Origin of the sequence: Pseudonocardia sp. (assembly GCF_029263155.1) — a bacterium.
Lineage (GTDB): Bacteria > Actinomycetota > Actinomycetes > Mycobacteriales > Pseudonocardiaceae > Pseudonocardia.
In genome coordinates this window covers 1-22,294 of the sequence record NZ_JAJCYB010000070.1, presented here as the reverse complement: position 1 = coordinate 22,294, position 22,294 = coordinate 1, and the positions used below count along the sequence as shown (strand labels likewise).

Genomic DNA, 22,294 nt, shown 5'->3' with positions numbered 1-22,294 from the left:
ACGACCTCGATCTCCGCTGTCCGCGCGGACAACCGGAGAACCGCAACGGTGTCCGCCGCGACCTCGCCTCGGCGGGTGGCGCCGAGCCATCCTGGTCGCGCCGGGCACCGGGCCCGGCGCCGTCGTTTCGGAGGTCTGACATGGGTCCCGCGCCCGACACGATCGTGCTCGTCCACGGTTTCTGGGTGACCCCGCGCAGCTGGGAGGACTGGGTCGCGCGCTACGAGGCCAAGGGGTACCGGGTGCTCGCGCCCGCCTACCCGGGGTTCGAGGTGGAGGTGGAGGCGCTCAACGCCGACCCGTCCGCCGTGGAGGCGGCCACCATCGGGTCGATCGTGGCGCACCTGGAGTCGGTGGTGGGTGGCCTGGAGCGGCCGCCGATCATCATCGGGCACTCGGCGGGTGGGGCGTTCACGCAGATCCTGCTCGACCACGGGTTCGGCGCGGCGGGGGTGGCGCTGAACTCCGCGCCGACCGAGGGCGTCCCGGTGGTGCCGCTGAGCCAGATCCGCTCGACGTTCCCGGTGCTGAAGAACCCGGCCAACCGGCACAAGGCGATCGGGTACTCGTTCGAGCAGTGGAACTACGCCTTCACCAACACGATGCCCGAGGCGCAGGCGCACGCGCTCTACGACCGGTACGCGGTGCCGGTGTCGGGGCGGATCCTGTTCGAGAGCGCGCTGGCCAACCTGACCCCCGGCCACGGCGGGACGTGGGTGGACTACCACAACGAGGGCCGGGCACCGCTGCTGTTCGTGGCGGGCACCGAGGACAACATCATGCCGCCGAAGGTGCAGTGGTCCAACGCCAAGCACTACGCGGGCAAGGAGACGCTGACCGAGGTGGTCGAGTTCGGTGGCAAGCCGCACCTGCTCCCGGCCGCGCCCGGGTGGGAGGAGATCGCCGACTACGTGCTCGCCTGGGCCGTCCGCAACGCCAGGACGTAGCGGGACGGCCGGTGCGAGCCGGGCGCCTCAGTTGAGCGCCCGGACCCCGTCCGGGAGCGCGCCGCCGGCGAGCAGGTCGGCGGCCAGGTCGGACAGGTAGGTGAGCGCCGCGCGCTGCGTGAACGGGCCGAACGACACCCGCGCGACCCCCAGTTCGGCCAGCCGGGCCTGGGGCAGGGAACCGGGCACGTGGATGACGCTGAGGCGGCGCTCGCCGAAGCTCTCGACCAGCGAGACGACGGTCGGCTCGTCGAGCCGGCCGGGCACGAACACGCAGTCGGCGCCCTCGTCGAGGAAGGCCCGGCCGCGCTCGATCGCGTCCGCGAGCACGTCGGCGGGGTCGCGGTCGCCCGCCTTGAGGAAGGCGTCGGTGCGGGCGTTGAGGACGAACGGCACGCCCTCCGAGCCGGCCGCCGCGACGGCCGCGGCGACGGCCGCGGCCGAGTCGGCGAGCGGCTGCATCCGGTCCTCCAGGTTGGCGCCCGCGGCGCCGATCCCGATCGCGCGGCGGACCGTGTCGCCCGGGTCGCCGTACCCGCTCTCCAGGTCGGCGCTGACCGGGATGTCCACCGCGGCGACGATCCGGCCGACCATGTCGATCATCAGGTCGCGGGGGATCTGCTCGCCGTCGGGGTAGCCGAGCGTGGCCGCGATGGAGTGGCTGGCGGTGGCCAGTGCCGTGCTGCCGGCGTCGGCCACGACGCGGGCGGTGATCGCGTCCCAGACGTTGACGACGACGAGCAGCGCGGGGTCGGAGTGCAGGCGGAGGAGCTCGGCGGCCTTCTCGGTGACAGTCACCCGCGGAGGCTATCCGGCGGTCGCGCTACCGGTCCGGGTCGGCCCGGTGGCGGCCGCGCTCGAGGCCCTGCTGGTAGACGGCCAGGCGCTCGCGGACCCGCTCGGGCTCGCGGTCCGTGGATCCGCCCAGGGGTGCGGCGGAGCCGTGGCGCGGCGGCGCCACCATCTGGGTACCGGGGCGTCGCCGGGGCAGGCCCGCGGCGGTGGAGGCCTGGACCGGTTCCGGCCGCGACGCGCGTTCGGACGCCGCGCGCCACTCGGCGTCGCTCGGCGTGCTCCAGTCGGCCGGGGCCCCGTCGGGAGTGTCGCGACGGCCGTCGGCCTGTTCCGTGTCGGGGTCGACGAACCACGCCGACGCGACGGACTCGTAGATCGGGGTGGGACCGGCATCGCGCATGCGGTCGCGCAGGCTGCTGGTCAGCGGCCCGAACAGCTCGTCGGCGCCGGCGGGTGGGTCGTCGTGCGGGGGTCGCACCGGCTCGTCGTCCCACAGGGACGGCCGGGCGGCGGGCGGGGTGGCGACCGGCCCGGTGTCCCGGGGCGGGACCGGGCGCGAGGGGAGTGGATCGAGCAGCGGATCGGGTCGGCGTGTCGGCTCGGGACGGTCGGGCGGGAGGTGGTCGACCCGGCCGTTGCCGTTGCCGTTGCCGTGGGAAGGGCCGTTGTTCCCCTGGCCGTTTCCGCCGGGAGCGTTTCCACCGAGAGCGTTGCTGCCGTGACCGTTGGCACCGCGATCCTTGCCGCCGGGACCGTTGCCGCCGGGACCGTTGCCGCCGGCCGCGTACTCGGACAGGCCGTTGCCCACCGGCCCGCTGCCGCCGTACCGGGCACCGCTGCCGTATCCGGAGTTGGGGTATCCGGAGTTGCCGTATCCCGTGGTGGTGTGTCCGGTGTCGACGTGCCCGGTGCCGCTGTAGGCGGGGCCACCGCCGTGCTCGGGCCCTCGGCCGACGCCGCCGTGCGCGTTGCCGGTGGGCGCGGGGTCCCGGGTCCAGGGACGCGCGGTGTCCGATGCGGAGACCCCGGCCGCGTCGAGCAGGTCGGGCGGGCAGTGCACGGAGACGGTGAGCCCGGTGGTCGCGATCGCGCCGCCGCGCGGGTGCTGCACGCGCAACGCGGCACCGCAGCGGCGGGCGAGCCGGGCCGCGACGAACAGGCCGACGCGGTTTCCGACGATGTCGTCGATGATCGGCCGGTCACCGAGCCGCTGGTTGAGCTCGTCGATCTCGCCGGCGAGGGGGCTGGAGCCGTCGCAGGCCACCTCGACGACGACCCCGCCGTCCTCGGCCCGCCGGCTGGTGACCTCCACGCGGCCCAGCGCGGAGGATGCGGTGAGCCCGTACGTGAGCAGCTCGGTGACCAGCGCCAGCAGCCCGGCGACGGCCCGCGGCGCGAACGCGGCTCCCGGGGCGGGCCCCAGGCCGACGCGGCCGGGGTCCTCGACGCCTGCGCGCGCGTCGGCCAGCACGTCGGCGACCGAGCGGGGCCCGCGGACGCGGGGCCCCTGCTGGGCGCCGCCGAGCACGAGCAGGTTCTCGCTGCCCCGCAGGGTGCGTTGCAGGGAGGTGCGCAGCTCGGCCAGGTCGGCCACCGTCTCGTCACGACCGTGGTCCTGCAGGCGTTCGACGAGCGTGAGCTGCCGCTCGAGCTGGCCCTGCAGGCGCTGCGCCATGCAGACCAGTACCTCGTCGGTCTCCCTGCTCTCGCGCACTGCTCGTGCCCTCCGACGGTGTTCGGCCAACGCGACGGAGGCTACCGGCCCGGTTCCCGATCTCCAGGTCGCACGCCCGGCCTGCGCTGGTCGGCCGGGCAGCAGCGACGGTCGGTCGTGTCGGGACCGGCCCCGCGACGATCTGCGTTCGCCCTCCCACCGGCCGACCCGCAGGCGCACGCCCCGCCGCGGTGGGCGGACCCGCTGTGCACGAGCCCGCCGGGGACGCGGGCGGCCCGACCCCTGCGCGCCACCGCCTCGAGCGGACCTCGTGGCAGGGTGTGGGCCGTGAGCTACGACGTCGCGGCCGTCCGGGAACACTTCCCCTCGCTGAAGGCGGGGTACGCCCACTTCGACGGGCCGGGCGGCTCGCAGGTGCCCGGCCCCGTCGCCGAGGCGGTGGCCGCTGCCATGACCGCGCCGCTGGCCAACCGCGGCGCGGTCACCGCGGCGGAGCGCGCCGCGGACGACATCGTGCTCGGTGCCCGTGCGGCGATGGCCGACCTGCTCGGGGCCGACCGCGGCGGCATCGTGTTCGGGCGCAGCATGACCGCGCTGACCTTCGACACCGCCCGCACACTGGCCGCAGGCTGGGGCCCGGGCGACGAGGTCGTCGTCACCCGCCTGGACCACGACGCCAACATCCGGCCCTGGGTGCTGGCCGCCGAGGCGGTCGGGGCCGCGGTGCGCTGGGCCGACTTCGACCCGGCGACGGGTGAGCTCCCCGCCGACGCGGTGTCGGCGGTGCTGACCGAGCGCACCCGGCTGGTGGCCGTCACCGCGGCGTCGAACCTCATCGGCACGCGCCCTCCGGTGCGCGAGATCGCCGACCGCGCGCACGCCGTCGGCGCGCTCGTGCACGTCGACGGCGTCCACCACACCGCGCACGCGGAGGTCGACGTCACCGCGCTGGGAGCCGACTTCTACGTGTGCTCGCCCTACAAGTTCCTCGGGCCGCACTGCGGGGTGCTCGCCGCCGCCCCCGCGCTGCTGGAGACGATGCGCCCGCAGAAGCTGCTGCCGTCCTCGGACGCCGTGCCCGAGCGCTTCGAGCTGGGCACGCTGCCCTACGAGCTGCTGGCCGGCACCACGGCGGCCGTGGACTTCCTGGCCGATCTCGTGCGCAGCGACGGCACCCGCCGCGAGCGGCTGCGCACGTCGCTGGCGGCGCTGGAGGCCCACGAGGACGGGCTGCGCAGGCGGATCGAGGAGGGTCTGGCCGCGTTGCCCGGCGTCACGGTCTACTCGCGGGCGGCCCACCGCACGCCGACGCTGCTGGTCGGGTTCGCCGGTCGTGACCCCGGCGAGGCCTACCGGTTCCTGGCCGAGCGCTCGATCAACGCCCCGGCCGGCTCGTTCTACGCGCTGGAGGCCTCGCGCCTGCTCGGGCTGGGGGACGGCGGCTCGCTGCGGATCGGGTCGGCGCCCTACACCGACTCCGGCGACGTCGACCGGCTGCTGACCGGGCTCGCGGACTTCCTGAACAGCGGTGGCAGGTAGCGCAGCATCAGCGTCGACCACGTGAGGTGGGTGAGCAGCGGGGCCTGGATGCCGCCCGACGAGCGCCGCTGCAGGCCGAAGAGGGCGCCCATCACCCCCGAGGCGAGCACCAGCGCCGGGTTGCGGGTGGCGACCGTGGCCAGCATGTACACCCCGGTCGAGGTGACGACCGGGCGCCGTTCGCCGACGGCGGCGTACAGCGCGCCGCGGAAGAACACCTCCTCGGCCGCGCCGTTCGCGAGCGTGGTGAGCACGACCAGGCCGTCGGATCCCTGGTCGGCGTACTGCAGCACCGAGGAGATGGCGCGGTCGAGCACGGGGATCCGCTTGGCGACCAGCGCGGCGCCGTAGAACACACCGAACGCGCCGACCCCGGTGAGCACCGGCGTGACCAGCGGGCGCCGCACACCGTCGCCGTGGCGCATCCAGCCCAGGTGCAGCTTTCCCGACGCGAGCCCGCCGACCACCCAGGTGGCCGCGGTGCCCAGCGTCATGCCGTAGAAGGCGGGGGAGTCCGGCTTCGTGGACAGCCCGGCCCCGAGCATCCCGGCCCCCGCCAGCGAGGTGATCGCGACGACGCGGCGGCGCCGGCGGAACCTCTCGTCGGACTCCCGGTGGTCGCGGGGGACCTTCTCGGACAGCCAGCTCGGCAGGATCCGCATGATCCGGTCGCGTGCGGTCACCGGCGGATCTTCTCCCGCCTCGCCCTGGCGCGTTCGCCCAGGGCGGTCAGCACCGCGGCGTCGTAGTCCATCGGCTCGAACGGCACCAGCTCGCGGATGCCGTCGTCGCGCACGACCACCTCGTTGGCCATCGAGTCGATCAGCGACCGCCCCGTCTGCACGTCGACGTCGGTGACCAGCGACAGCCAGCGCGCCGACAGACCGGGGGAGAGCAGCGGAACCGGCACGACGAGCATGGTGCGCCCCTCGATCACCGCCACCCGGCGCATCATCTCGACGTACTCGAGCACCTCGGACCCGCCGATGTCGAACGCGCGCCCCGACGTCGACGGCACGTCCAGCACTCCGACCAGGTAGCGCACGACGTCGGCGACCGCGATCGGCTGCGTGCGGGTGTGCACCCACCGCGGGGTGACCATCGCCGGCAGGTGCTCGACGAGCTGGCGCGTCATCTCCCAGGAGATCCCGCCGTGCCCGACGATGATCCCGGCCCGCAGCACCGTGACCGGCACGCCCGTCTCGCCGAGCAGCCGCTCCACCTCGCGGCGGCTGCGCAGGTGCTCGGAGAGGTCGTCGGCGTCGTCGCCCAGCCCACCGAGATAGACGATGCGCCCGACCCCGGCCTCGGCGGCCGCCTTCGCGAACGTGCGCGCGGCCTCGGCGTCGCGCTCGGCGAACCGCGGGTCGTCGAGGGAGTGGACGAGGTAGTAGGCCGCCTCGTGGCCCTCCATGGCCCGCACCAGCGAGCCGCCGTCACGCACGTCACCCCGCACGGGTGTGCCCGCCCCGGTGTAGCGCTCGGGGTGGCGGGTCATCGCCCGCACCTCGTGCCCCGCCTCCTCCAGTGCGGGTCCCAGCCGCCCGCCGACGAAACCGGACGCACCGGTCAGCAGTACTCGCATGCCGCCACCCTTCCCTGATCCGCCGGCGACCGCGACCCGGACGCGAACCCGCACCATCGGTGCAGGGAACCGGGACACGGGTCGGGTGGTGAGCCGCCGGCGCGGTGCCGGGGCTGGTTGCTGCTGCGCGGTGGGCGGGCTCGATGATCGCCATGTCGGAACCGCCGGGCGTGCCCGGTACGGCTGTGTGTTCCCGATCGGTGATCGTGCGCGGAGAACCGCCCGCAACCGGCGATCCGGGACCAAGTGTTGTCCGCCCCGACATGCCTCGTCCCTGTCCTCGTCCCTGTCCTCGTCCCGGTCCTCGTCCCGGTCCTCGTCCCGGTCCCGGTCCCGGTCCCGGTCCTCGTCCCGGTCCCGGTCCCGGTCCCCGCCGGTCCGGTCCCGACCCGTCCCGTCCCGGCGCGGCTCCGGCGACAGCCGTGCGGTGTTGCCGGTGCCTGCGAGCGGCTTCGATGATCGGCGTTTCGGTACCGGCGGGGGTGCGTAGGGCGGCTGCGGGTTCCGTTCCGATGATCTTGTGTGGCCTCGGTCGTGGTGATCGCTGTCTGGGAACCGGCAGGCGTGGCCGATGCGGCTGTCGGTTCCGGCGCGGTGATCTTGCCGGGCCGTAGCTACCTCTGTGTCGGCGGCCGCCTCCGCCGCCTCCGCCGTGCCGTGCCGTGCCGTGCCCGCCCTGCCCTGCCCTGCCCTGCCCTGCCGCACCCGCCTGCCGTGCCGCGCCCTGCCCGCCCCGCCGTGCCTGCCCTGCCGCGCCTGCCGTGCCTGCCGTGCCTGCCTCGAGGACAGGCTCAGCCCCCTAATACTGCAACGGCAGTTCGGGTCACGGAGGGCGGTGGCCGCGGCGTCGGTAATGGCAGACGCGAGCTTCGTGTTGGCGGCGTCGGCGCCAGTTCGACCAGTTGATCGCGCTGTTCATGCAGACGACGGGGACGAGGACGAGCTTGGCGAGCAGGCGGCGGATCTCGTTGCTGCTCAACGGGATCAGCCCGTCGCGACCGGCCGCAGGTCCCCCTTTTCGGCCTCCTGGGCGCGGGTGGCGGCGAGGTAGGCGGCGGCGAGCATCGCGAGGGTGATGTGGGCGTACCAGGCTCGGTAGCCGCGGACCTGGTAGTGATCGAGCCCGGCTTCGTTCTTCGCGGTCTGGAAGCACTCCTCGATCGCCCATCGGGCGGCGGCGACCCGGATCAGCTCCGGTATCGGTGTCGCGGCGGGGCCGGCGCAGCGGTAGAACGCCAGCTCAGGGTCCTTGCCCGGTTCCGGGTCGATCTGGCGGCGGACCAGCAGCCAGTGGCCCCACCCGGGCGGCAGCCCGTCGGTCTTCGTGGTGGCGGCCAGCGTGAGGACGGTCCAGTCGTAGAGCCGTTCGCCGTGCGCGCCCGGACCGGCCGAGCGTCGCTCCCACGCCCCGGCCCCGGCCAGCGCGGCGAGGTCGGCGGCGGTGTGGCGGCGACCGTCGGGGCAGGTCAGCGTGTCGTCGCTGCGGGTGGCCAGCACGAACGGCACCGCGCGGGCGGCCAGCCAGGCGCGGAAGGCCCGGTTCTGCCCGAACGCCTCGTCCGCGGTGACCCAGCCGTGCAGAACCCCGGCATCGTGCGCGCGGGCCAACATGTCCAGGGCCAGCTGCGGCTTGGTCGCGAACCCGACTTCGGCCGGCACCCCGGCCTTCGCGCACCGGTCGGCGTCCTCGGTCCACGACGTCGGCAGGTACAGCTCGCGGTCGACCAGCGCCCGACCGCGCGCGGAACCGTAGGCGAGGAACACCCCGAGCTGACAGTTGTCGATCTTCCCGCTGGTGCCGGTGTACTGGCGCTGCACCCCGGCCGAGCGCACACCCTTCTTGATGAACCCGGTGTCATCGGCAATCCACACCCCCGACGGGTCCCCGAGCTCGTCCAGCACGTATCCCCGCAGGTCATCCCGTACCCCGTCGACATCCCAGTCCGCGGTACGCAGCAGCCGCTGCATCCCGTCCGGGGACACCGCGCCAGCGTGCTCGGCCAACGTCCAGCCGTTCTTGCGCTCCAGACCGGCGAGCAGCCCACGCAGGTACGCCCCGACGCGGCGGCGCGGCTCGACCCGACCGAACCGGCCCGCGATCAACTCCACCACCGCATCCAACGACGCGACCCACCCAGCAAGATCCACCACGCGGTGATCATCACCGCCGGACGACCCTCAGCCTCTCACGACACGCCGAACTGCCGTTGCAGTACTAATCGTGGCCGCGGGAGCCGTGCGCCGGGGCGGCGCTCACGCCGGCCGGCCCGCCCGGGTGTGCTCGAAGATCAGGTTGGTCTCGGTGCCGGCCACGGCCGGATCGCGGTTGAGGTGCTCGCCCACGAACCGGCGCAGCTCGTCGGTGCTGGACGTGGCGACGTGCACGAGGAAGTCGTTGGCGCCGGCCACGAAGTACACCTCCAGCACCTCGGGGCAGCGGACGAGGGCGGCGGTGAACTCCGCCATCGCCCGCCGGGCACCGGGCTGGAGCCGGATGGCGATCATCGCCTGCAGGTCGTGGCCGAGCGCCCGCGGATCGATGTCGGCGTGGTAGCCGCGGATGACGCCGCTCTCGCGAAGGGCCCGCACGCGGGCCAGGCAGGTGGACTGTGCGATCCCGACCCGCTCGGCGAGTGCCTTGTTGGAGACGCGGGCGTCCTCGGCGAGGGCCGCCACGATCGCGCGGTCGGTGCCGTCGAGCCGAACTTCCTGCGGGCGCAGGGGCCGGGCGGGACGACTTCCCGCAGGGGGTAGTGGCACGGGTGCCTCCAGACGAATCTTCTGCGCTTCTGTTGCAGTGTACGAGCAGGATCTTCAGGGTGAGTGCATGAGAATCGGTGTGCCCCGCGAGGTCAAGAACCACGAGTACCGCGTCGCCCTCACCCCCGCCGGGGCGCACGAGCTCACCCGCAGCGGGCACCACGTGCTCGTCGAGCGCGGGGCCGGGCTCGGCAGCTCGATCGCCGACGCCGACTTCGAGGCCGCAGGCGCCCGCGTCCTCGGCACCGCCGACGAGGTGTGGTCCGCGGCCGACCTGCTGCTCAAGGTCAAGGAGCCGATCGAGTCCGAGTACCACCGGCTGCGGGAGGGGCAGGTGCTGTTCACCTACCTGCACCTCGCCGCGTCGAAGGAGTGCACCGAGGCGCTGCTGCGCTCGGGCACCACCGCCATCGCCTACGAGACCGTCCGCACGGCCGACGGCGCGCTGCCGCTGCTGGCCCCGATGAGCGAGGTCGCGGGCCGGCTGGCCCCGCAGGCCGGGGCCGGGGCGCTGCTGCGCGCCGCAGGCGGCCGGGGTGTCCTGATGGGCGGGGTGCCCGGGGTGCGCCCGGCGAACGTCGTCGTCATCGGGGCGGGGGTGTCCGGCCAGAACGCCGTGGCGATGGCCGTCGGCATGGGCGCCGAGGTCACCGTCCTCGACCTGGACGTCGCGAAGCTGCGCACGCTGGACGAGCGCTACGCCGGGCGCGTGCGCACGATCGTCTCCAACGCCCACGAGATCGAGCACGCCTGTCTGGCCGCCGACCTGGTGATCGGCGCCGTGCTGGTGCCGGGAGCCCGTGCGCCCCGGCTGGTGGGCAACGACCTCGTGCGCCGCATGAAGCCCGGCTCGGTGCTCGTCGACATCGCCATCGACCAGGGCGGCTGCTTCGCCGACTCGCGCCCCACCACGCACGCCGACCCGACCTACCGCGTGCACGGCTCGGTCTTCTACTGCGTCGCCAACATGCCCGGCGCCGTGCCGCACACCTCCACCTACGCGCTGACCAACGCGACGCTGCCCTACGTGCTGCGCCTGGCGAACCTGGGCTGGGCCGACGCGATGCGCGCCGACCCCGCGCTGGCCGGGGGACTGTCCACCCACGCGGGCGCCTTGACCGGCCTGCAGGTGGCCCACGACCTGGAGCTGCCCTACACCGACCCGTCGTCGCTGGTCAGCGCGCAGGTGTAGTAGGCGCTGTTCGGGTCGAGGCGGTATCCGGCGAACGGCGGGCAGGGGACGAAGCCGTACCGGGTGTAGAGCCGGCGCGCGGGGGCGAAGAACTCCTGCGTGCCGGTCTCCAGCCAGAGCGTCCCGTATCCGCGGCGACGGGCCTGCGCCACCAGGTGCTCCAGCAGCCGCGTGCCCACGCCCCGGCCGCGTGCGGCGGCCGCGGTCCGCATCGACTTCACCTCGCCCGCGCCGCCGTCGTCGAGTTCCTTCAGGGCCGCGCACCCCAGCACCGCGGGCCCCTCCCAGAGCGTCCACACGGTGACGGCGGGTTCGGTGAGCCCCGTGAGGTCCAGCGCGTGCACGCTCTCCGGCGGCGAGGTCGCGCGCATGTCGGCGAGGTGCTCGGCGAGCAGCGCGCGGACCGGCTCCCGGGACAGGTCGTCGACCTCGATGTGCATCCGGTCATCCTCGGCCGGCGCGCCGCGTCCCCGTGATCGGGTCCGCGGTCCGCCCCATACAGTTCGCGCGTGTCCCCTGCCGGCGTGACGTGGCTCGTCGTCGCCATCCTGACCGTGGTGCTGGTCGGGGTGTTGCTAGCTTTCGTCGTGCGCAACACCCGGACCCGTCCCGCCACCGAACCCTTCGCCGCCGAGCCCGAGGACCGGCCCGTCGCCGCGGTGGTGGTCAACCCCACCAAGGTGGACGCCGACACCCGCGAGGTGGTCACGGCCCTGTGCGTGGAGGCGGGTTGGGCGGAGCCCCTGTGGCTGGAGACCACCGTCGAGGACCCCGGCCCGGGGCAGACGGCCGACGCGGTCGGCCGGGAGGTCGACGTGGTCATGGCCTGCGGCGGCGACGGCACGGTGCGCGCGGTCGCCGAGGCACTGGCCGGCACCGGTGTGGCGCTGGGCCTGCTGCCCGCGGGTACCGGCAACCTGCTCGCCCGGACGCTGGAGTGCCCGCTCGACCTGCCGACCGCGACCCGGGTGGCGCTGTCCGGCGACGACCGCGTCATCGACATCGGCCGCGTCCGCGTCGACGGCGGCGACGAGGAGCACGCGTTCCTCGTCATGGCCGGCACCGGGTTCGACGCCGACGTCATGGGCAACACCCCCGAGGCGCTCAAGGCCCGGGTCGGGCCGCTGGCCTACGTCTTCGCCGGACTGCGGGCCATGCGCGGTCGCCGCACCCGCGTGACGATCACCCTCGACGGCGGTCCGCCGCTGCGTCGCCGCAGCCGCACCGTGCTCGTCGGCAACAGCGGCACGCTGCTCGGCGGGCTGGTGCTGATGCCCGAGGCGCTCGTCGACGACGGGGTGCTCGACGTGGTCAACCTCGCGCCCAAGGGCATCCCCGGCTGGATCGCGGTGGCCGCCCGGGTGATCAGCCGCAGGCGCCGCGGGCACTCGCGGGTCGAGCACTGGACGGCCAGGGAGGTCGTCATCGTCGCGGGCGACCCGCAGGCCTCGCAGATCGACGGCGACCCGATCGGTGACGCCACCGAGATGCGGATCCGGGTCGACCCCGGCGCGCTGGTCGTGCGCGTCCCGGAGCGCAGCCCGGCCGCCGAGGAGACCCCGCCCGGGGCTCCCGGCGTCGGACCGGCCCGGGCCCACCATAGGGTGACCGCGTTCACTCCACGGGGAGACCACATGATCATGGAGGTTGCGTGAAGGGCCCACGAGGACTCGCGCTCACGGTCGCCGCCGCGGCGGCTCTCTCGGTGACCGCCGTCGCGACCCCGACGGCGCTCGCCGCCCCGGAGCTCACGGCCCCGGAGCTCGCCGAGTACACGGTGCTCGTCGAGGACGGCGCCGACCCGGCGGCGGCCCGCGCCGCGGTCGAGTCGGCGGGCGGCACCGTGCTGCGGGAGAACCCCGCCATCGGCACCCTGGTCGTCGACGCCCCGGCGGGCGGGTTCGTCGAGACCGTGACGGCCGACGGCGCGGTGCTGGGCGCCAGTCACGCCCGCCCGGTCGGGCGGACGCCCGGCGCCGGGCCCGACACCGGTGGCCGGGGAGCCGAACGCGACCACGTGGAGCAGGAGCACCGCCGGGGAGCGCAGGGTGGGGCGGCACCGGGCGGGGGAGCGGGCGGCGGCGGGGCCGCGGCCGGGCTCGACCCGCTCGACGAGCGACTCTGGGGCCTGGCGCTCGTCCGCGCCGGTGCGGCGCGCGGGGTCCAGGCCGGGGACGACCGCGTGCTCGTCGGGATCCTGGACAGCGGCATCGACGGCAGCCACCCCGACCTCGCCGGCAACTTCGACGCCGAGCTCTCGCGCAACTTCGCGGTCGACATCCCGAACGACCCGAACGGCGCGGTCGTGGACGGCCCGTGCGAGGTGAAGGGCTGCCTCGACCCGGTCGACCGCGACGACAGCGGCCACGGCACCCACGTGGCCGGCACCGTCGCGGCCGCCGCCGACGGGTTCGGCGTGTCCGGCGTGGCCCCGGGCGTCACGCTGGTGAACATCCGCGGCGGTCAGGACGCGGGACTGCTGTTCCTGCAGCCGGTCGTCGACGCCCTGACCTACGGCGCCGACATCGGCCTCGACGTGATCAACATGTCGTTCTACGTGGACCCGTGGCTCTACAACTGCATCGACAACCCGGCCGACCCGCCGGAGGCGCAGATCGAGCAGCGCACCGTGATCGAGACCGTGAACCGTGCGCTGCGCTACGCCCACCGCAAGGGCGTGACGCTGGTCGGTTCGCTGGGCAACAACCACGAGGACCTCGGCCGCCCGCGCACCGACGTCTCCAGCCCCGACTACCCGTTCGGGCAGGAGTACCCGCGGGTGATCGACAACCGGACCTGCGTCGACCTGCCGGTCGAGGGCCCGCACGTGATCGGCGTCTCGGCGCTGGGCCCGTCGGGGATCAAGGCCGACTACTCCAACTACGGCACCGAGCAGATCTCGCTCGCGGCGCCGGGTGGCTGGTTCCGCGACGGGTTCGGCACCCCCGGGTTCTCCACCCTCGAGAACCTGATCCTCTCGACCTACCCGCGGTCGGTCCTGGAGGCCGACGGGGACGTGGCGCCGGACGGCACGGTCACCGAGCAGGGCGTCGCCAACGGCGTGCAGCGGGCCTGCGACGACGCGGGCACCTGTGGCTACTACGCCTACCTGCAGGGCACGTCGATGGCCTCGCCGCACGTGACCGGCGTGGCGGCGCTGATCGTCAGCGAGTTCGGGCGCCCGTCGCGCGACGGGTTCGGGATGGCACCCGACGCCGTCGAGCGGATCCTGCTGCGCACCGCGGCGGACCGGGCCTGCCCGGCGCCGGTGCTGAGCTACGCCCGCGAGGGCCGCCCGGCCGAGTTCGACGCCCCGTGCGAGGGCACCACCGGGTTCAACGGGCACTACGGCGAGGGCGTCGTGGACGCGTTCGCCGCGGTGACGGCGCCCGGGAGGTAGGTCAGCGGACCGGGACCGGGTCGCGCGCGGTGGTCAGCAGTGGCGTGACCGCCGCGGCCATCCGCAGGGAGCCGATCGCGGTCGGGTGGTACGGGAACGGGTCCGTCAGGCCCTGCAGGTCCGGGCCCAGGCCGCCGCGCGGTTCCTCGCAGAGCAGCGCGAGCTCGGGTCGGGCCACCGCGAAGCCGTAGGCCTCGGCGCCCGCGACGAGGATGTCGTTGAGCTCGCCGATCCGCGTGTTGAGCAGCTCGATCTTGGTGGCGTCCAGCCCGGGGGTGCCGGGCGGGCCGAGGGTGTCGGGGCAGTCCGCGTCGGGCTCGAAGGCGCGGTAGGAGGTCATGACCACGACCCGCGGGGCGCCGGGCAGCTGGTTGAGATCGGCGAGCAGGTCGGAGTAGACGTTGTCGAACGCGGCGAGGCGGTAGTCGAACTCGCCGCGCGTGAGGTTGTCCGCGCAGTCCGGCACGCCGTAGCAGTAGAGCAGGAAGTCGGTCCAGCCGACGTCGTTGGGGCCGATGGCGACCACGACGAAGTCCAGGTCGCGCACCTGCTTGAGCAGCCCGACCTGGGCGGGCAGCACCCGGCCCTGCTCCTGCTGCGGACCGCGCAGCCCGCTGGTGATCGTCGCCGACGGGCAGGCGAGGTTGAGCACGCTGGTGTCGGTCAGCGAGCCGATCTGGGAGGCCAGTGAGTCGGTGCTGCGGCCGCAGGCCGCATCGTCGGCGCTGCCGTCGGGCAGCGGCGGGCCGCCGATCCGCGACACCCGGGAGTCGCCGATCACCGCGCCGTCGAACCCGTCGACGGGCGGGCCCACCGGATCCGGGCTGAGCTGCCGCGCGCCCACGAGCTGCGACAGCGACGCCACATTGCGCAGCCCGCCGACGGCGCCCGCGTAGGCCAGCGCGCCCGCCCCCACCCAGGCCAGCATCGACACCGCCAGGGCGACCACGGTCATCCGTCCGGCGCCGCGCCGGCAGAAGGCCCAGATCTCGGCGAGCGGGGCGTGGCCACCGGGGTCGCGGCTCTCCCGCCGCAGCACCAGCAGCGTCCGCAGCCCGGTACCGGCGGCCGCCGCCGCGACGGTGAACACCAGCAGCCCCACGCCGGCCCAGAGGTACCAGGTCAGGAACGCCGCGGTGACGTCGGCGACGGCCCGCTCGCCCAGCCGCGGCCCGGCCACGGGGTCGAACACGGCCGCCGCGCCCGCGTTGCGCTGCACCGGGCCGAGCGTGACCTGCGGGCGCAGCGGCCCGTAGACCCGCAGCCGCTCGACGTCGAGGGTGGTGTTGCCGACCTGCACGATTTGCGCGGGCCCGGCCACCGACAGGTCCGGCGGGCGGGCCCCGACCGCGATGTACTGCCCGAACGCGACGACGTCCTGGTTCGGGGTCAGCGCCACGGTGACGGGGATCCCGACGCCGAGGCAGAACAGCACCAGCAGCGCGGTGGGCCACCAGCGGGCCCGCAGGGCGCGGCGTTCGGGCTTCAGGACTTCCTCCCGGGACGTGCGGACGACTCCAGGGTGCATCGATCCAGGACTTCGCGCACCCGCCTTGTGGCGTATCCCGCCCCCGGGTCCGCCCTCAGGTCCGCTCTCAGGGCAGCGCACGGACGGCCAGCAGCGCGATGTCGTCGTCGCGGGGATCGTCGGAGAAGCGCTCCACCGCCACGCGGACGGCCTCGACCACCTGCGCCGCCGTCTGCCCGGCCGCCGCGCCCGCCGCGGCGAGCAACCGGTCGGGGCCGAACTGCTCCCGACCGCGCCTGCGCTCGGTGACGCCGTCGGTGTAGGCGAGCAGGGTGTCGCCCGGGGCGATGTGGTGCCGCGTGCTCGCCAGCTCCACCCGTGCCACCAGGCCCACCGCAGTGCCGAACGACCCGATCAGCTCGGCCGTGCCGTCGGAGTGCACGAGCACGGGCTGCAGGTGCCCGGCGAGCACCAGGTCGATGTCGAGGCCGGGCGCCTCGCCCGGCGCGGGGCGCGAGAGTCGCGCAGCGGCGAGCGTGCAGAACTGCAGCGGGTCACCCGCGTCCATCATCACGTCGTTGAGCAGCTCCACCGCGCGGGGCAGGGTGCGCCCGTCGCGGACCAGCACACGCAGCACGTCGCGGACCAGCCCGGTGCGGGCGGCGGCCCGCGCGCCCTTGCCGCAGACGTCACCGATCGCCAGCAGCCAGTGGGCCGGGTCGATCGTGAGCACGTCGTAGAAGTCGCCGCCGACGTCGCTGCCCACGGTGGCGGGCAGGTACCGCGCCGCGAAGTCGACACCCGGCGCGATCGGCAGGGCCCGGGGCAGCAGCGCCTGCTGCAGCGCCTGCGAGACGTCGACGTGCGCGGCGGTGCTCTGCGCGTTGTGGATGGCCAGCCCCGCGCGGCGGGCGATGTCGCCGATCAGGACGATGTCCTCGGGCGTGTGCGGGCGACCCGGTGGTCGGCCGACGACGAGCGTGCCCAGCGTGCGCCCCCGGGCGCGCAGCGCGACCGCGATGCCGTCGGTGGGCACGGCGAACCGGGTGGTGGCCCCGACCCCGCCGCGGGCGACCTCGGCCAGCCGCTCACCCAGCTCGCCCTGCAGCCCGGGAGTGGCCGCGGGGTCGAGGACGGCGCGCAGCTCGGGCAGCGCGTCCTCCTCGGCGTGGGTCAGCGCCGCCAGCCGCAGCCGCCCCAGCGCGTCGGCGAGGTGCACCGCGCACCACTGGCCCAGGCGGGGCACCACGACCTGCGGGACGACCGCCACGGCGAGCTCGACGTCGAGCGACTGCGAGAGCAGCTCGCTGGTCTCCGCGAGGTAGGTCATCCACGCGCGCCGCCGCTGGTCGACACCGCGCAGCCAGGACGACTCGACGGCCATGCCGACGCGGTGGGCGACCAGCTCGGCGAGCTCGCGCCCGTCACCGCCGTCGGGCTGGTCCTGCGTCGGCGGGTCGGCCACGACCCACAGCGAGCCGCGCAGCGGTGCCGTCGTCGGCAGCGGCACCTCCCATCCGGGATCGTCGGTCGCCGGGGTCGCACCGGCCCGCGCGACCTCCCGCAACCCCGTGCCGTCACCCTCGTCGACCTCCACCCGCACCGACCGGGCGTCGAGCACCTCGCGCAGCCTGCGCAGCAGCTCGGAGATCAGCTCCGCGGGTTCGAGCCGGTCGACCAGTCCGGTGGGCACGTGCAGCAGCCAGCGGGTGCGGTCGGTGCCGCCCCGGACCGGCGGGCCGGTGGACTCGGCGGGCGGCCCGGCCGGGGGGCGCGTCGCGGCGGGCGTGCGCTGCAGGCAGAACCAGGTGCGGTGGGTGCCGTCGGACTCGTGCCGGGTGCCCCACGCCGTCGCGAGCCGTTCCAGCATCGTGAGACCGCGGCCGTGCGACGGCGCGCGGCCGTAGCGGCGCCGCGGCTGCGCGAGGTGGATCTCCAGCGGTCCGGCGCCGCGGTCACTGACGGTCACCACGATCTCCTCGTCGGAGACCCGCAGCTCCACCTCGAACTCGGTGCCCGCGTGCAGGACGGCGTTCTCGCACAGCTCGCTCGCCAGCAGGACGGCGGTCTCCACGAGCTCGTCGGATTCCCCGCCGCCGAGCGCCGGGTCGTCCAGCGCGTCGAGCAGCATCCGGCGCGCACGTCCCGGCGAGCGTGCATCGGGCGGAAGACGGATCCGCCGTTCGGTCTGGACGGGCACCCGTCCAGTCTGGCCCCTGGCCGTGTTGGCGCGGCGGATGGGGAGTCCCTAGGGTCGGCCCGGTGGCAGCCAAGGTTCGCAAGACACCGGCGGTCGGGGCGGTGACTGCGGCGGCGCCCGATGGCGCCGAGTTCCTCGCCGAGCTCGCCGCCGTGCTGCACGAGGTGCGACGTGGCCGCTTCGACGTGCGGCTGCCGCGGCGCGAGGGGGTGGCGGGCGAGGTCGTCGACCAGTTCAACGAGATGGTGCGGACCCAGGAGCGGCGCAACCGCGACCTGCTGCGCATCGGGCGCGTCGTCGGGCGCGAGGGCCGGATGTCCGACCGGCTCGACGAGGAGTCCTACGACGGCGGCTGGGCCACCGGCGCCCGGGCCGTCAACGCCCTGATCGACGACCTGGCCCGGCCCACGGCGGAGATCGCGCGCGTCATCGAGGCCGTGGCCGAGGGTGATCTCACCCAGAGCATGGCGCTGGAGATCGAGGGCCGGCCGCTGCGCGGCGAGTTCCTGCGCATCGGGCGCACCGTGAACACCATGGTGGGGCAGCTGTCGAGCTTCGCCGACGAGGTCACGCGCGTGGCCCGCGAGGTGGGCACCGACGGTCGCCTCGGCGGGCAGGCCGACGTGCGTGGCGTCGCCGGCACCTGGCGTTCGCTCACCGACTCGGTGAACACGATGGCGTCCAACCTGACCAACCAGGTGCGCTCGATCTCCACCGCGGCCACCGCGATCGCGCAGGGCGACCTGTCCCGCAAGATCACGGTGAGTGCCCGCGGCGAGGTGGCGGAGCTGGCGGAGACGATCAACTCGCTGACCGACACGCTGGCGCTGTTCGCCGACGAGGTCACGCGCATGGCCCGCGAGGTGGGCACGGAGGGCAAGCTCGGCGGGCAGGCCGAGGTCGCGGGCGTCGCGGGAACCTGGAAGGACCTCACCGACGCGGTGAACCTCATGGCGACCAACCTCACCGACCAGGTCCGCGGCATCGCCCAGGTGGCCACGGCGGTGGCGCGGGGCGATCTGTCGCAGAAGATCACCGTGGATGCGCGGGGGGAGATCCTGGATCTCACCTCGACCGTGAACACGATGGTCGACCAGCTGTCGAGCTTCGCCGACGAGGTCACCCGGGTCGCGCGCGAGGTCGGCATCGAGGGCAAGCTCGGCGGGCAGGCGAGGGTGCCGGGCGTCTCGGGCATCTGGCGCGACCTCACCGAGAACGTCAACGAGCTGGCGTCGAACCTGACCGGGCAGGTGCGCAACATCGCGCAGGTGACCACGGCGGTGGCGCGGGGGGATCTGTCGCAGAAGATCACCGTGGACGCGCGCGGGGAGATCCTGGAGCTGAAGTCGACGGTGAACACGATGGTCGACCAGTTGCAGAGTTTCGCCGACGAGGTCACCCGGGTGGCGCGCGAGGTGGGCACCGAGGGCAGGCTCGGGGGCCAGGCCGAGGTCAAGGGCGTGGCCGGGACCTGGCGGGACCTCACCGAGAACGTCAACGAGCTGGCGTCGAACCTGACCGGGCAGGTGCGCAACATCGCGCAGGTGACCACGGCGGTCGCGCGGGGGGATCTGTCGCAGAAGATCACCGTGGACGCCCGGGGGGAGATCCTGGAGCTGAAGTCGACGGTGAACACCATGGTCGACCAGTTGCAGAGCTTCGCCGACGAGGTCACCCGCGTGGCGCGCGAGGTGGGCACCGAGGGCAAGCTGGGAGGCCAGGCGCAGGTGCGCGGCGTGTCCGGCACCTGGCGCGACCTCACCGAGAACGTCAACCAGCTCGCCTCGACGCTCACCACGCAGCTCCGCGCGATCTCCGGGGTGTCCACGGCGGTGGCCAGCGGTGATCTCACCCAGCAGATCCGGGTGGCCGCCTTCGGTGAGGTGGCCGAGCTGAAGGACACGATCAACGCGATGATCGTGACGTTGCGTGACACCACCACCGCCAACGACGACCAGCGCTGGCTCGACTCCAACCTCGCCCGGGTCGGCGGGTTGCTGCAGGGGCAGCGCGACCTGCGCGCCGTCTGTCAAATGATCATGAACGAGGTCGCGCCGCTGGTGGGCGCGCAGGTCGGGGCGTTCTTCCTCGCCCACTACGTCGACGCCGCGGACCACCGGGGCGTGCCGGAACCGCGCTGGGTCCTCACCGGCGGGTACGCGCTCGCCGTCACCGACCCGCCGGTCGCCGTCCGATCGGGGGAGGGGCTGGTCGGGCAGGCCGCGGCCACCGGCGAGACGGTGCTGATGACCGACGTGCCCCGCGACTACCTCCCGATCCGCTCCGGGGTCGGCACGACAGCGCCGCGCGCCGTGGTGGTGCTGCCGGTGCCGTTCGAGGGCGAGTCGCTCGGGGTGATCGAGTTCGGGTCGATGACGCCGTTCTCCGCGCTGCACCTGACGTTCCTGGAACGGCTGGTCGGCACGATCGGGGTCGCGCTCGCCACGATCCAGGCCAACCGGCGCACCGAGGAGCTGCTCGCGCAGAGCCAGGGACTGGCCACCGAGCTGCAGGACCAGTCGGCGGAGCTGCAGCGCACCAACGCCGAGCTGGAGGAGAAGGCGGCCCAGCTCTCCGCGCAGAACGCAGAAGTCGAGATCAAGAACATGGAGATCGACGCGGCCCGGCGCGGCGTGGAGGAGAAGGCCCAGCAGCTCGCGCTGGCCAGCCAGTACAAGTCGGAGTTCATGGCCAACATGAGCCACGAGCTGCGGACACCGCTCAACTCGCTGCTGCTGCTCTCGCGCGTGCTCGCCGACAACTCCGACGACAACCTCACCCCGCGCCAGATCGAGTTCGCCAGCACCATCCACGGTGCCGGGTCCGACCTGCTCAGCCTGATCGACGACATCCTGGACCTGTCCAAGATCGAGGCCGGGCGCGTGGACGTCGACACCGGGTCGGTCGATCTCGCCGAGATGCGCCAGCACATCGAGCAGGTCTTCCGCCCGCAGGCCGAGGACAAGGGGCTGGAGCTGCAGGTGCGCGCCACCGACGATCTGCCCGCCGTGATCACCACCGACGCGCAGCGGCTGCAGCAGATCCTGCGCAACCTGCTGTCGAACGCCTGCAAGTTCACCGACGCCGGCCGGGTCACCCTGACCATGTCGGCGGCCCCGCCGGGCACCGTCCACGGCGTACCTGCGCTCGACGCGGCGGACCAGGTGATCGCCTTCTCGGTCCGGGACACCGGTATCGGCATCCCGGACTCCAAGTTCGGGATGATCTTCGATCCGTTCCAGCAGGCGGACGGGAGCACGAGCCGCAAGTACGGCGGCACCGGCCTGGGCCTGTCGATCAGCAAGGAGCTCGCGCGCATGCTCGGCGGGCGCATCGACGTCGACTCCGAGGTGGGCGCCGGCTCGGAGTTCACGCTGTTCCTGCCCGACGAACTGCCTGCGGTGACCGCCACCGCGCGCGTCTCCCCGCGCCTGGCCGACCCGGCTCCGCACAGCGGTCCGACCCCTGCGGTCGACGCGGTGGTGCGGCCGGCGCGCAGCTCGCCGATACTGCGCGCGGCGTCCGGCTCGGCGGGGCGCCCGGTCCCGGAGCTCGACGGCGTGACCGTGCTGATCGTCGACGACGACGTGCGCAACGTCTTCGCCCTGACCAGCGCGCTGGAACTGCACGGCCTGCGCGTGCTCTACGCCGAGAACGGGCACGACGGCATCGCGATCCTGACCCAGCACCCGGAGGTCGACGTCGTGCTGATGGACGCAATGATGCCCGACATCGACGGCAACGAGACCACCCGCCGCATCCGGGCTCTCCCGCAGGGCGCCGCGCTGCCGGTGGTGTTCCTCACCGCGAAGGCGATGCCCGGCGACCGGGAGTCCAGCCTCGCGGCCGGGGCCACCGACTACGTCACCAAGCCGGTGGACCTCGACGAGCTGCTGGTGCTGATGGGATCCTGGGTGGCGTCGCGCAACGGTGTGTGGGGTGAGCCGTGAGCACCGCCCGGGTGCTCGCCGTCGACGACCGCCGCGAGAACCTGCTGGCCCTGCAGGCGATCCTGGAGGGGCTGCCGATCGAGATCGAGGCGGTGACCAGCGGCGAGGACGCGCTCAAGCGCCTGCTCACCGGGGACTACGCGGTGATCCTGCTCGACGCCCACATGCCCGGCATGGACGGCTTCGAGACGGCCGGCCACGTCAAGCAGCGCGAGCGCACCCGGCACATCCCGATCCTGTTCCTCACCGCCGTGGACTACGACCCCCACCTGGCCTTCCGCGGCTACCAGGCCGGGGCCGTGGACTACATCACCAAGCCCTTCGATCCGTGGGTGCTGCGGTCGAAGGTGGCGGTGTTCGTGGACCTGTGGTCGATGCACACCGAGCTGGCCGACCGGGCCGCCGAGGTGACCCGGCTGCGCCGCGCCGTCGACGACACGGCGAAGCTGCTCGCCGGAGCCGTGGATGATCCCGCGGTTCTGGCGCGTGCCCGCGCACGGCTCGACGACGTGCGGGGCCGGAAGCCCTGACCGGTCGGGTCTACTCCCGGTAGTCGTGGGGCTGGGTCCAGTACCGGTGCCCGGTGGGGGTGATCCACTCGACGCGGCGGTCGGGGTGGAGGACGACCTGCCAGCCGGGATGTTCCTTCATGTGATGGTGCGCTGTGCACAGGGTGCACAGGTTGGCCTCGTCGGTGACCCCGCCGCAGTTCCATGGGGTGACGTGGTCGAGTTCGCAGGTCGCCGCGGCGCGGCGACACCCCGGGGTGCGGCAGGTGACGTC

At 74.0% G+C, this 22,294-nt stretch carries 17 protein-coding genes; 7 read left to right on the top strand and 10 right to left on the bottom strand.

All coding sequences use genetic code 11. The annotated features are described in order from the left end of the window. Positions 1 to 140 precede the first annotated feature (140 nt). Positions 141 to 947: an alpha/beta hydrolase gene (locus tag Q1K26_RS13590; protein ID WP_300011557.1), complete on the top strand. Its 807-nt coding sequence runs from the start codon at positions 141 to 143 to the stop codon at positions 945 to 947. 27 nt (positions 948 to 974) lie between these two features. Here the strand turns inward: Q1K26_RS13590 and Q1K26_RS13585 are convergent, their stop codons facing one another. Beyond that, a complete protein-coding gene (locus tag Q1K26_RS13585; RefSeq protein WP_300011554.1) occupies positions 975 to 1,745 on the bottom strand; it encodes an isocitrate lyase/phosphoenolpyruvate mutase family protein in 771 nt (256 codons plus the stop codon). 25 nt (positions 1,746 to 1,770) lie between these two features. Next, a complete protein-coding gene (locus tag Q1K26_RS13580) occupies positions 1,771 to 3,456 on the bottom strand; it encodes a hypothetical protein (protein ID WP_300011551.1) in 1,686 nt (561 codons plus the stop codon). A gap of 288 nt (positions 3,457 to 3,744) precedes the next feature. Between Q1K26_RS13580 and Q1K26_RS13575 the strand changes: the two genes are divergently transcribed. Further along, positions 3,745 to 4,956: a cysteine desulfurase-like protein gene (locus Q1K26_RS13575; protein ID WP_300011548.1), complete on the top strand. Its 1,212-nt coding sequence runs from the start codon at positions 3,745 to 3,747 to the stop codon at positions 4,954 to 4,956. On the opposite strand, the gene Q1K26_RS13570 is transcribed toward Q1K26_RS13575, so the two are convergent. The 4 genes from Q1K26_RS13570 to Q1K26_RS13555 all read right to left on the bottom strand — a co-directional run bounded on the left by Q1K26_RS13570 (position 4,884) and on the right by Q1K26_RS13555 (position 9,301). After that, positions 4,884 to 5,639 carry a CPBP family intramembrane glutamic endopeptidase gene (locus tag Q1K26_RS13570; protein ID WP_300011545.1) on the bottom strand — a complete coding sequence of 252 codons (756 nt, stop codon included), beginning with the start codon at positions 5,637 to 5,639 and terminating at the stop codon, positions 4,884 to 4,886. The genes Q1K26_RS13575 and Q1K26_RS13570 overlap by 73 nt on opposite strands. Further along, positions 5,636 to 6,541 carry an NAD(P)H-binding protein gene (locus Q1K26_RS13565; RefSeq protein WP_300011542.1) on the bottom strand — a complete coding sequence of 302 codons (906 nt, stop codon included), beginning with the start codon at positions 6,539 to 6,541 and terminating at the stop codon, positions 5,636 to 5,638. The genes Q1K26_RS13570 and Q1K26_RS13565 overlap by 4 nt, the downstream gene beginning before the upstream one ends. A 984-nt stretch (positions 6,542 to 7,525) precedes the next feature. After that, on the bottom strand, positions 7,526 to 8,692 hold the full coding sequence (locus Q1K26_RS13560; RefSeq protein WP_300011539.1) for an IS701 family transposase: 1,167 nt from the start codon (positions 8,690 to 8,692) through the stop codon (positions 7,526 to 7,528). Between the two features lie 102 nt (positions 8,693 to 8,794). After that, positions 8,795 to 9,301: an Lrp/AsnC family transcriptional regulator gene (locus Q1K26_RS13555; RefSeq protein ID WP_300011536.1), complete on the bottom strand. Its 507-nt coding sequence runs from the start codon at positions 9,299 to 9,301 to the stop codon at positions 8,795 to 8,797. Positions 9,302 to 9,368: 67 nt separating this feature from the next. Here Q1K26_RS13555 and ald point away from each other — a divergent pair, with 67 nt between their 5' ends. Continuing rightward, on the top strand, positions 9,369 to 10,493 hold the full coding sequence (gene ald / locus Q1K26_RS13550) for an alanine dehydrogenase (protein ID WP_300011533.1): 1,125 nt from the start codon (positions 9,369 to 9,371) through the stop codon (positions 10,491 to 10,493). Here ald and Q1K26_RS13545 read toward each other — a convergent pair. Further along, complete coding sequence (locus tag Q1K26_RS13545; RefSeq protein WP_300011530.1) at positions 10,454 to 10,933, bottom strand: GNAT family N-acetyltransferase; 480 nt, start codon at positions 10,931 to 10,933, stop codon at positions 10,454 to 10,456. The genes ald and Q1K26_RS13545 overlap by 40 nt on opposite strands. A gap of 69 nt (positions 10,934 to 11,002) precedes the next feature. Between Q1K26_RS13545 and Q1K26_RS13540 the strand changes: the two genes are divergently transcribed. Both Q1K26_RS13540 and Q1K26_RS13535 read left to right on the top strand, forming a co-directional pair. Continuing rightward, complete coding sequence (locus Q1K26_RS13540; protein WP_300011526.1) at positions 11,003 to 12,148, top strand: diacylglycerol kinase family protein; 1,146 nt, start codon at positions 11,003 to 11,005, stop codon at positions 12,146 to 12,148. Beyond that, positions 12,145 to 13,893, top strand: a complete 1,749-nt coding sequence (locus tag Q1K26_RS13535) for a S8 family serine peptidase (protein ID WP_300011523.1) — start codon at positions 12,145 to 12,147, stop codon at positions 13,891 to 13,893. Before Q1K26_RS13540 ends, Q1K26_RS13535 begins: the two co-directional genes overlap by 4 nt. Position 13,894: 1 nt before the next feature. Here Q1K26_RS13535 and Q1K26_RS13530 read toward each other — a convergent pair whose 3' ends face one another. Both Q1K26_RS13530 and Q1K26_RS13525 read right to left on the bottom strand, forming a co-directional pair. Then, the gene (locus tag Q1K26_RS13530; RefSeq protein ID WP_300011520.1) at positions 13,895 to 15,421 is read right to left on the bottom strand and encodes a GDSL-type esterase/lipase family protein; all 1,527 of its coding nucleotides are present in this window, start codon (positions 15,419 to 15,421) and stop codon (positions 13,895 to 13,897) included. Positions 15,422 to 15,488: 67 nt separating this feature from the next. Then, a complete protein-coding gene (locus Q1K26_RS13525) occupies positions 15,489 to 17,492 on the bottom strand; it encodes a SpoIIE family protein phosphatase (protein ID WP_300011517.1) in 2,004 nt (667 codons plus the stop codon). Positions 17,493 to 17,623: 131 nt separating this feature from the next. Between Q1K26_RS13525 and Q1K26_RS13520 the strand changes: the two genes are divergently transcribed. Both Q1K26_RS13520 and Q1K26_RS13515 read left to right on the top strand, forming a co-directional pair. Then, positions 17,624 to 21,511 (top strand): HAMP domain-containing protein, encoded by a 3,888-nt coding sequence (locus Q1K26_RS13520; protein WP_300011514.1) that lies wholly within the window; start codon positions 17,624 to 17,626, stop codon positions 21,509 to 21,511. Then, positions 21,508 to 22,041, top strand: coding sequence for a response regulator (locus Q1K26_RS13515; RefSeq protein WP_300011511.1), 534 nt, complete (start codon positions 21,508 to 21,510; stop codon positions 22,039 to 22,041). Before Q1K26_RS13520 ends, Q1K26_RS13515 begins: the two co-directional genes overlap by 4 nt. Positions 22,042 to 22,051: 10 nt before the next feature. Here the strand turns inward: Q1K26_RS13515 and Q1K26_RS13510 are convergent. Beyond that, positions 22,052 to 22,294, bottom strand: a 243-nt coding sequence (locus Q1K26_RS13510) for an HNH endonuclease signature motif containing protein (RefSeq protein WP_300011508.1), incomplete at its 5' end; no start/stop codon positions are given.

Coding starts and splice junctions, on each gene's coding strand:
- Q1K26_RS13590 (WP_300011557.1), top strand. CDS start 141: ATGGGTCCCGCGCCCGACACGATCGTGCTCGTCCACGGTTTCTGGGTG.
- Q1K26_RS13565 (WP_300011542.1), bottom strand. CDS start 6,541: ATGCGAGTACTGCTGACCGGTGCGTCCGGTTTCGTCGGCGGGCGGCTG.
- ald (WP_300011533.1), top strand. CDS start 9,369: ATGAGAATCGGTGTGCCCCGCGAGGTCAAGAACCACGAGTACCGCGTC.
- Q1K26_RS13545 (WP_300011530.1), bottom strand. CDS start 10,933: ATGCACATCGAGGTCGACGACCTGTCCCGGGAGCCGGTCCGCGCGCTG.
- Q1K26_RS13530 (WP_300011520.1), bottom strand. CDS start 15,421: ATGCACCCTGGAGTCGTCCGCACGTCCCGGGAGGAAGTCCTGAAGCCC.
- Q1K26_RS13525 (WP_300011517.1), bottom strand. CDS start 17,492: ATGCTGCTCGACGCGCTGGACGACCCGGCGCTCGGCGGCGGGGAATCC.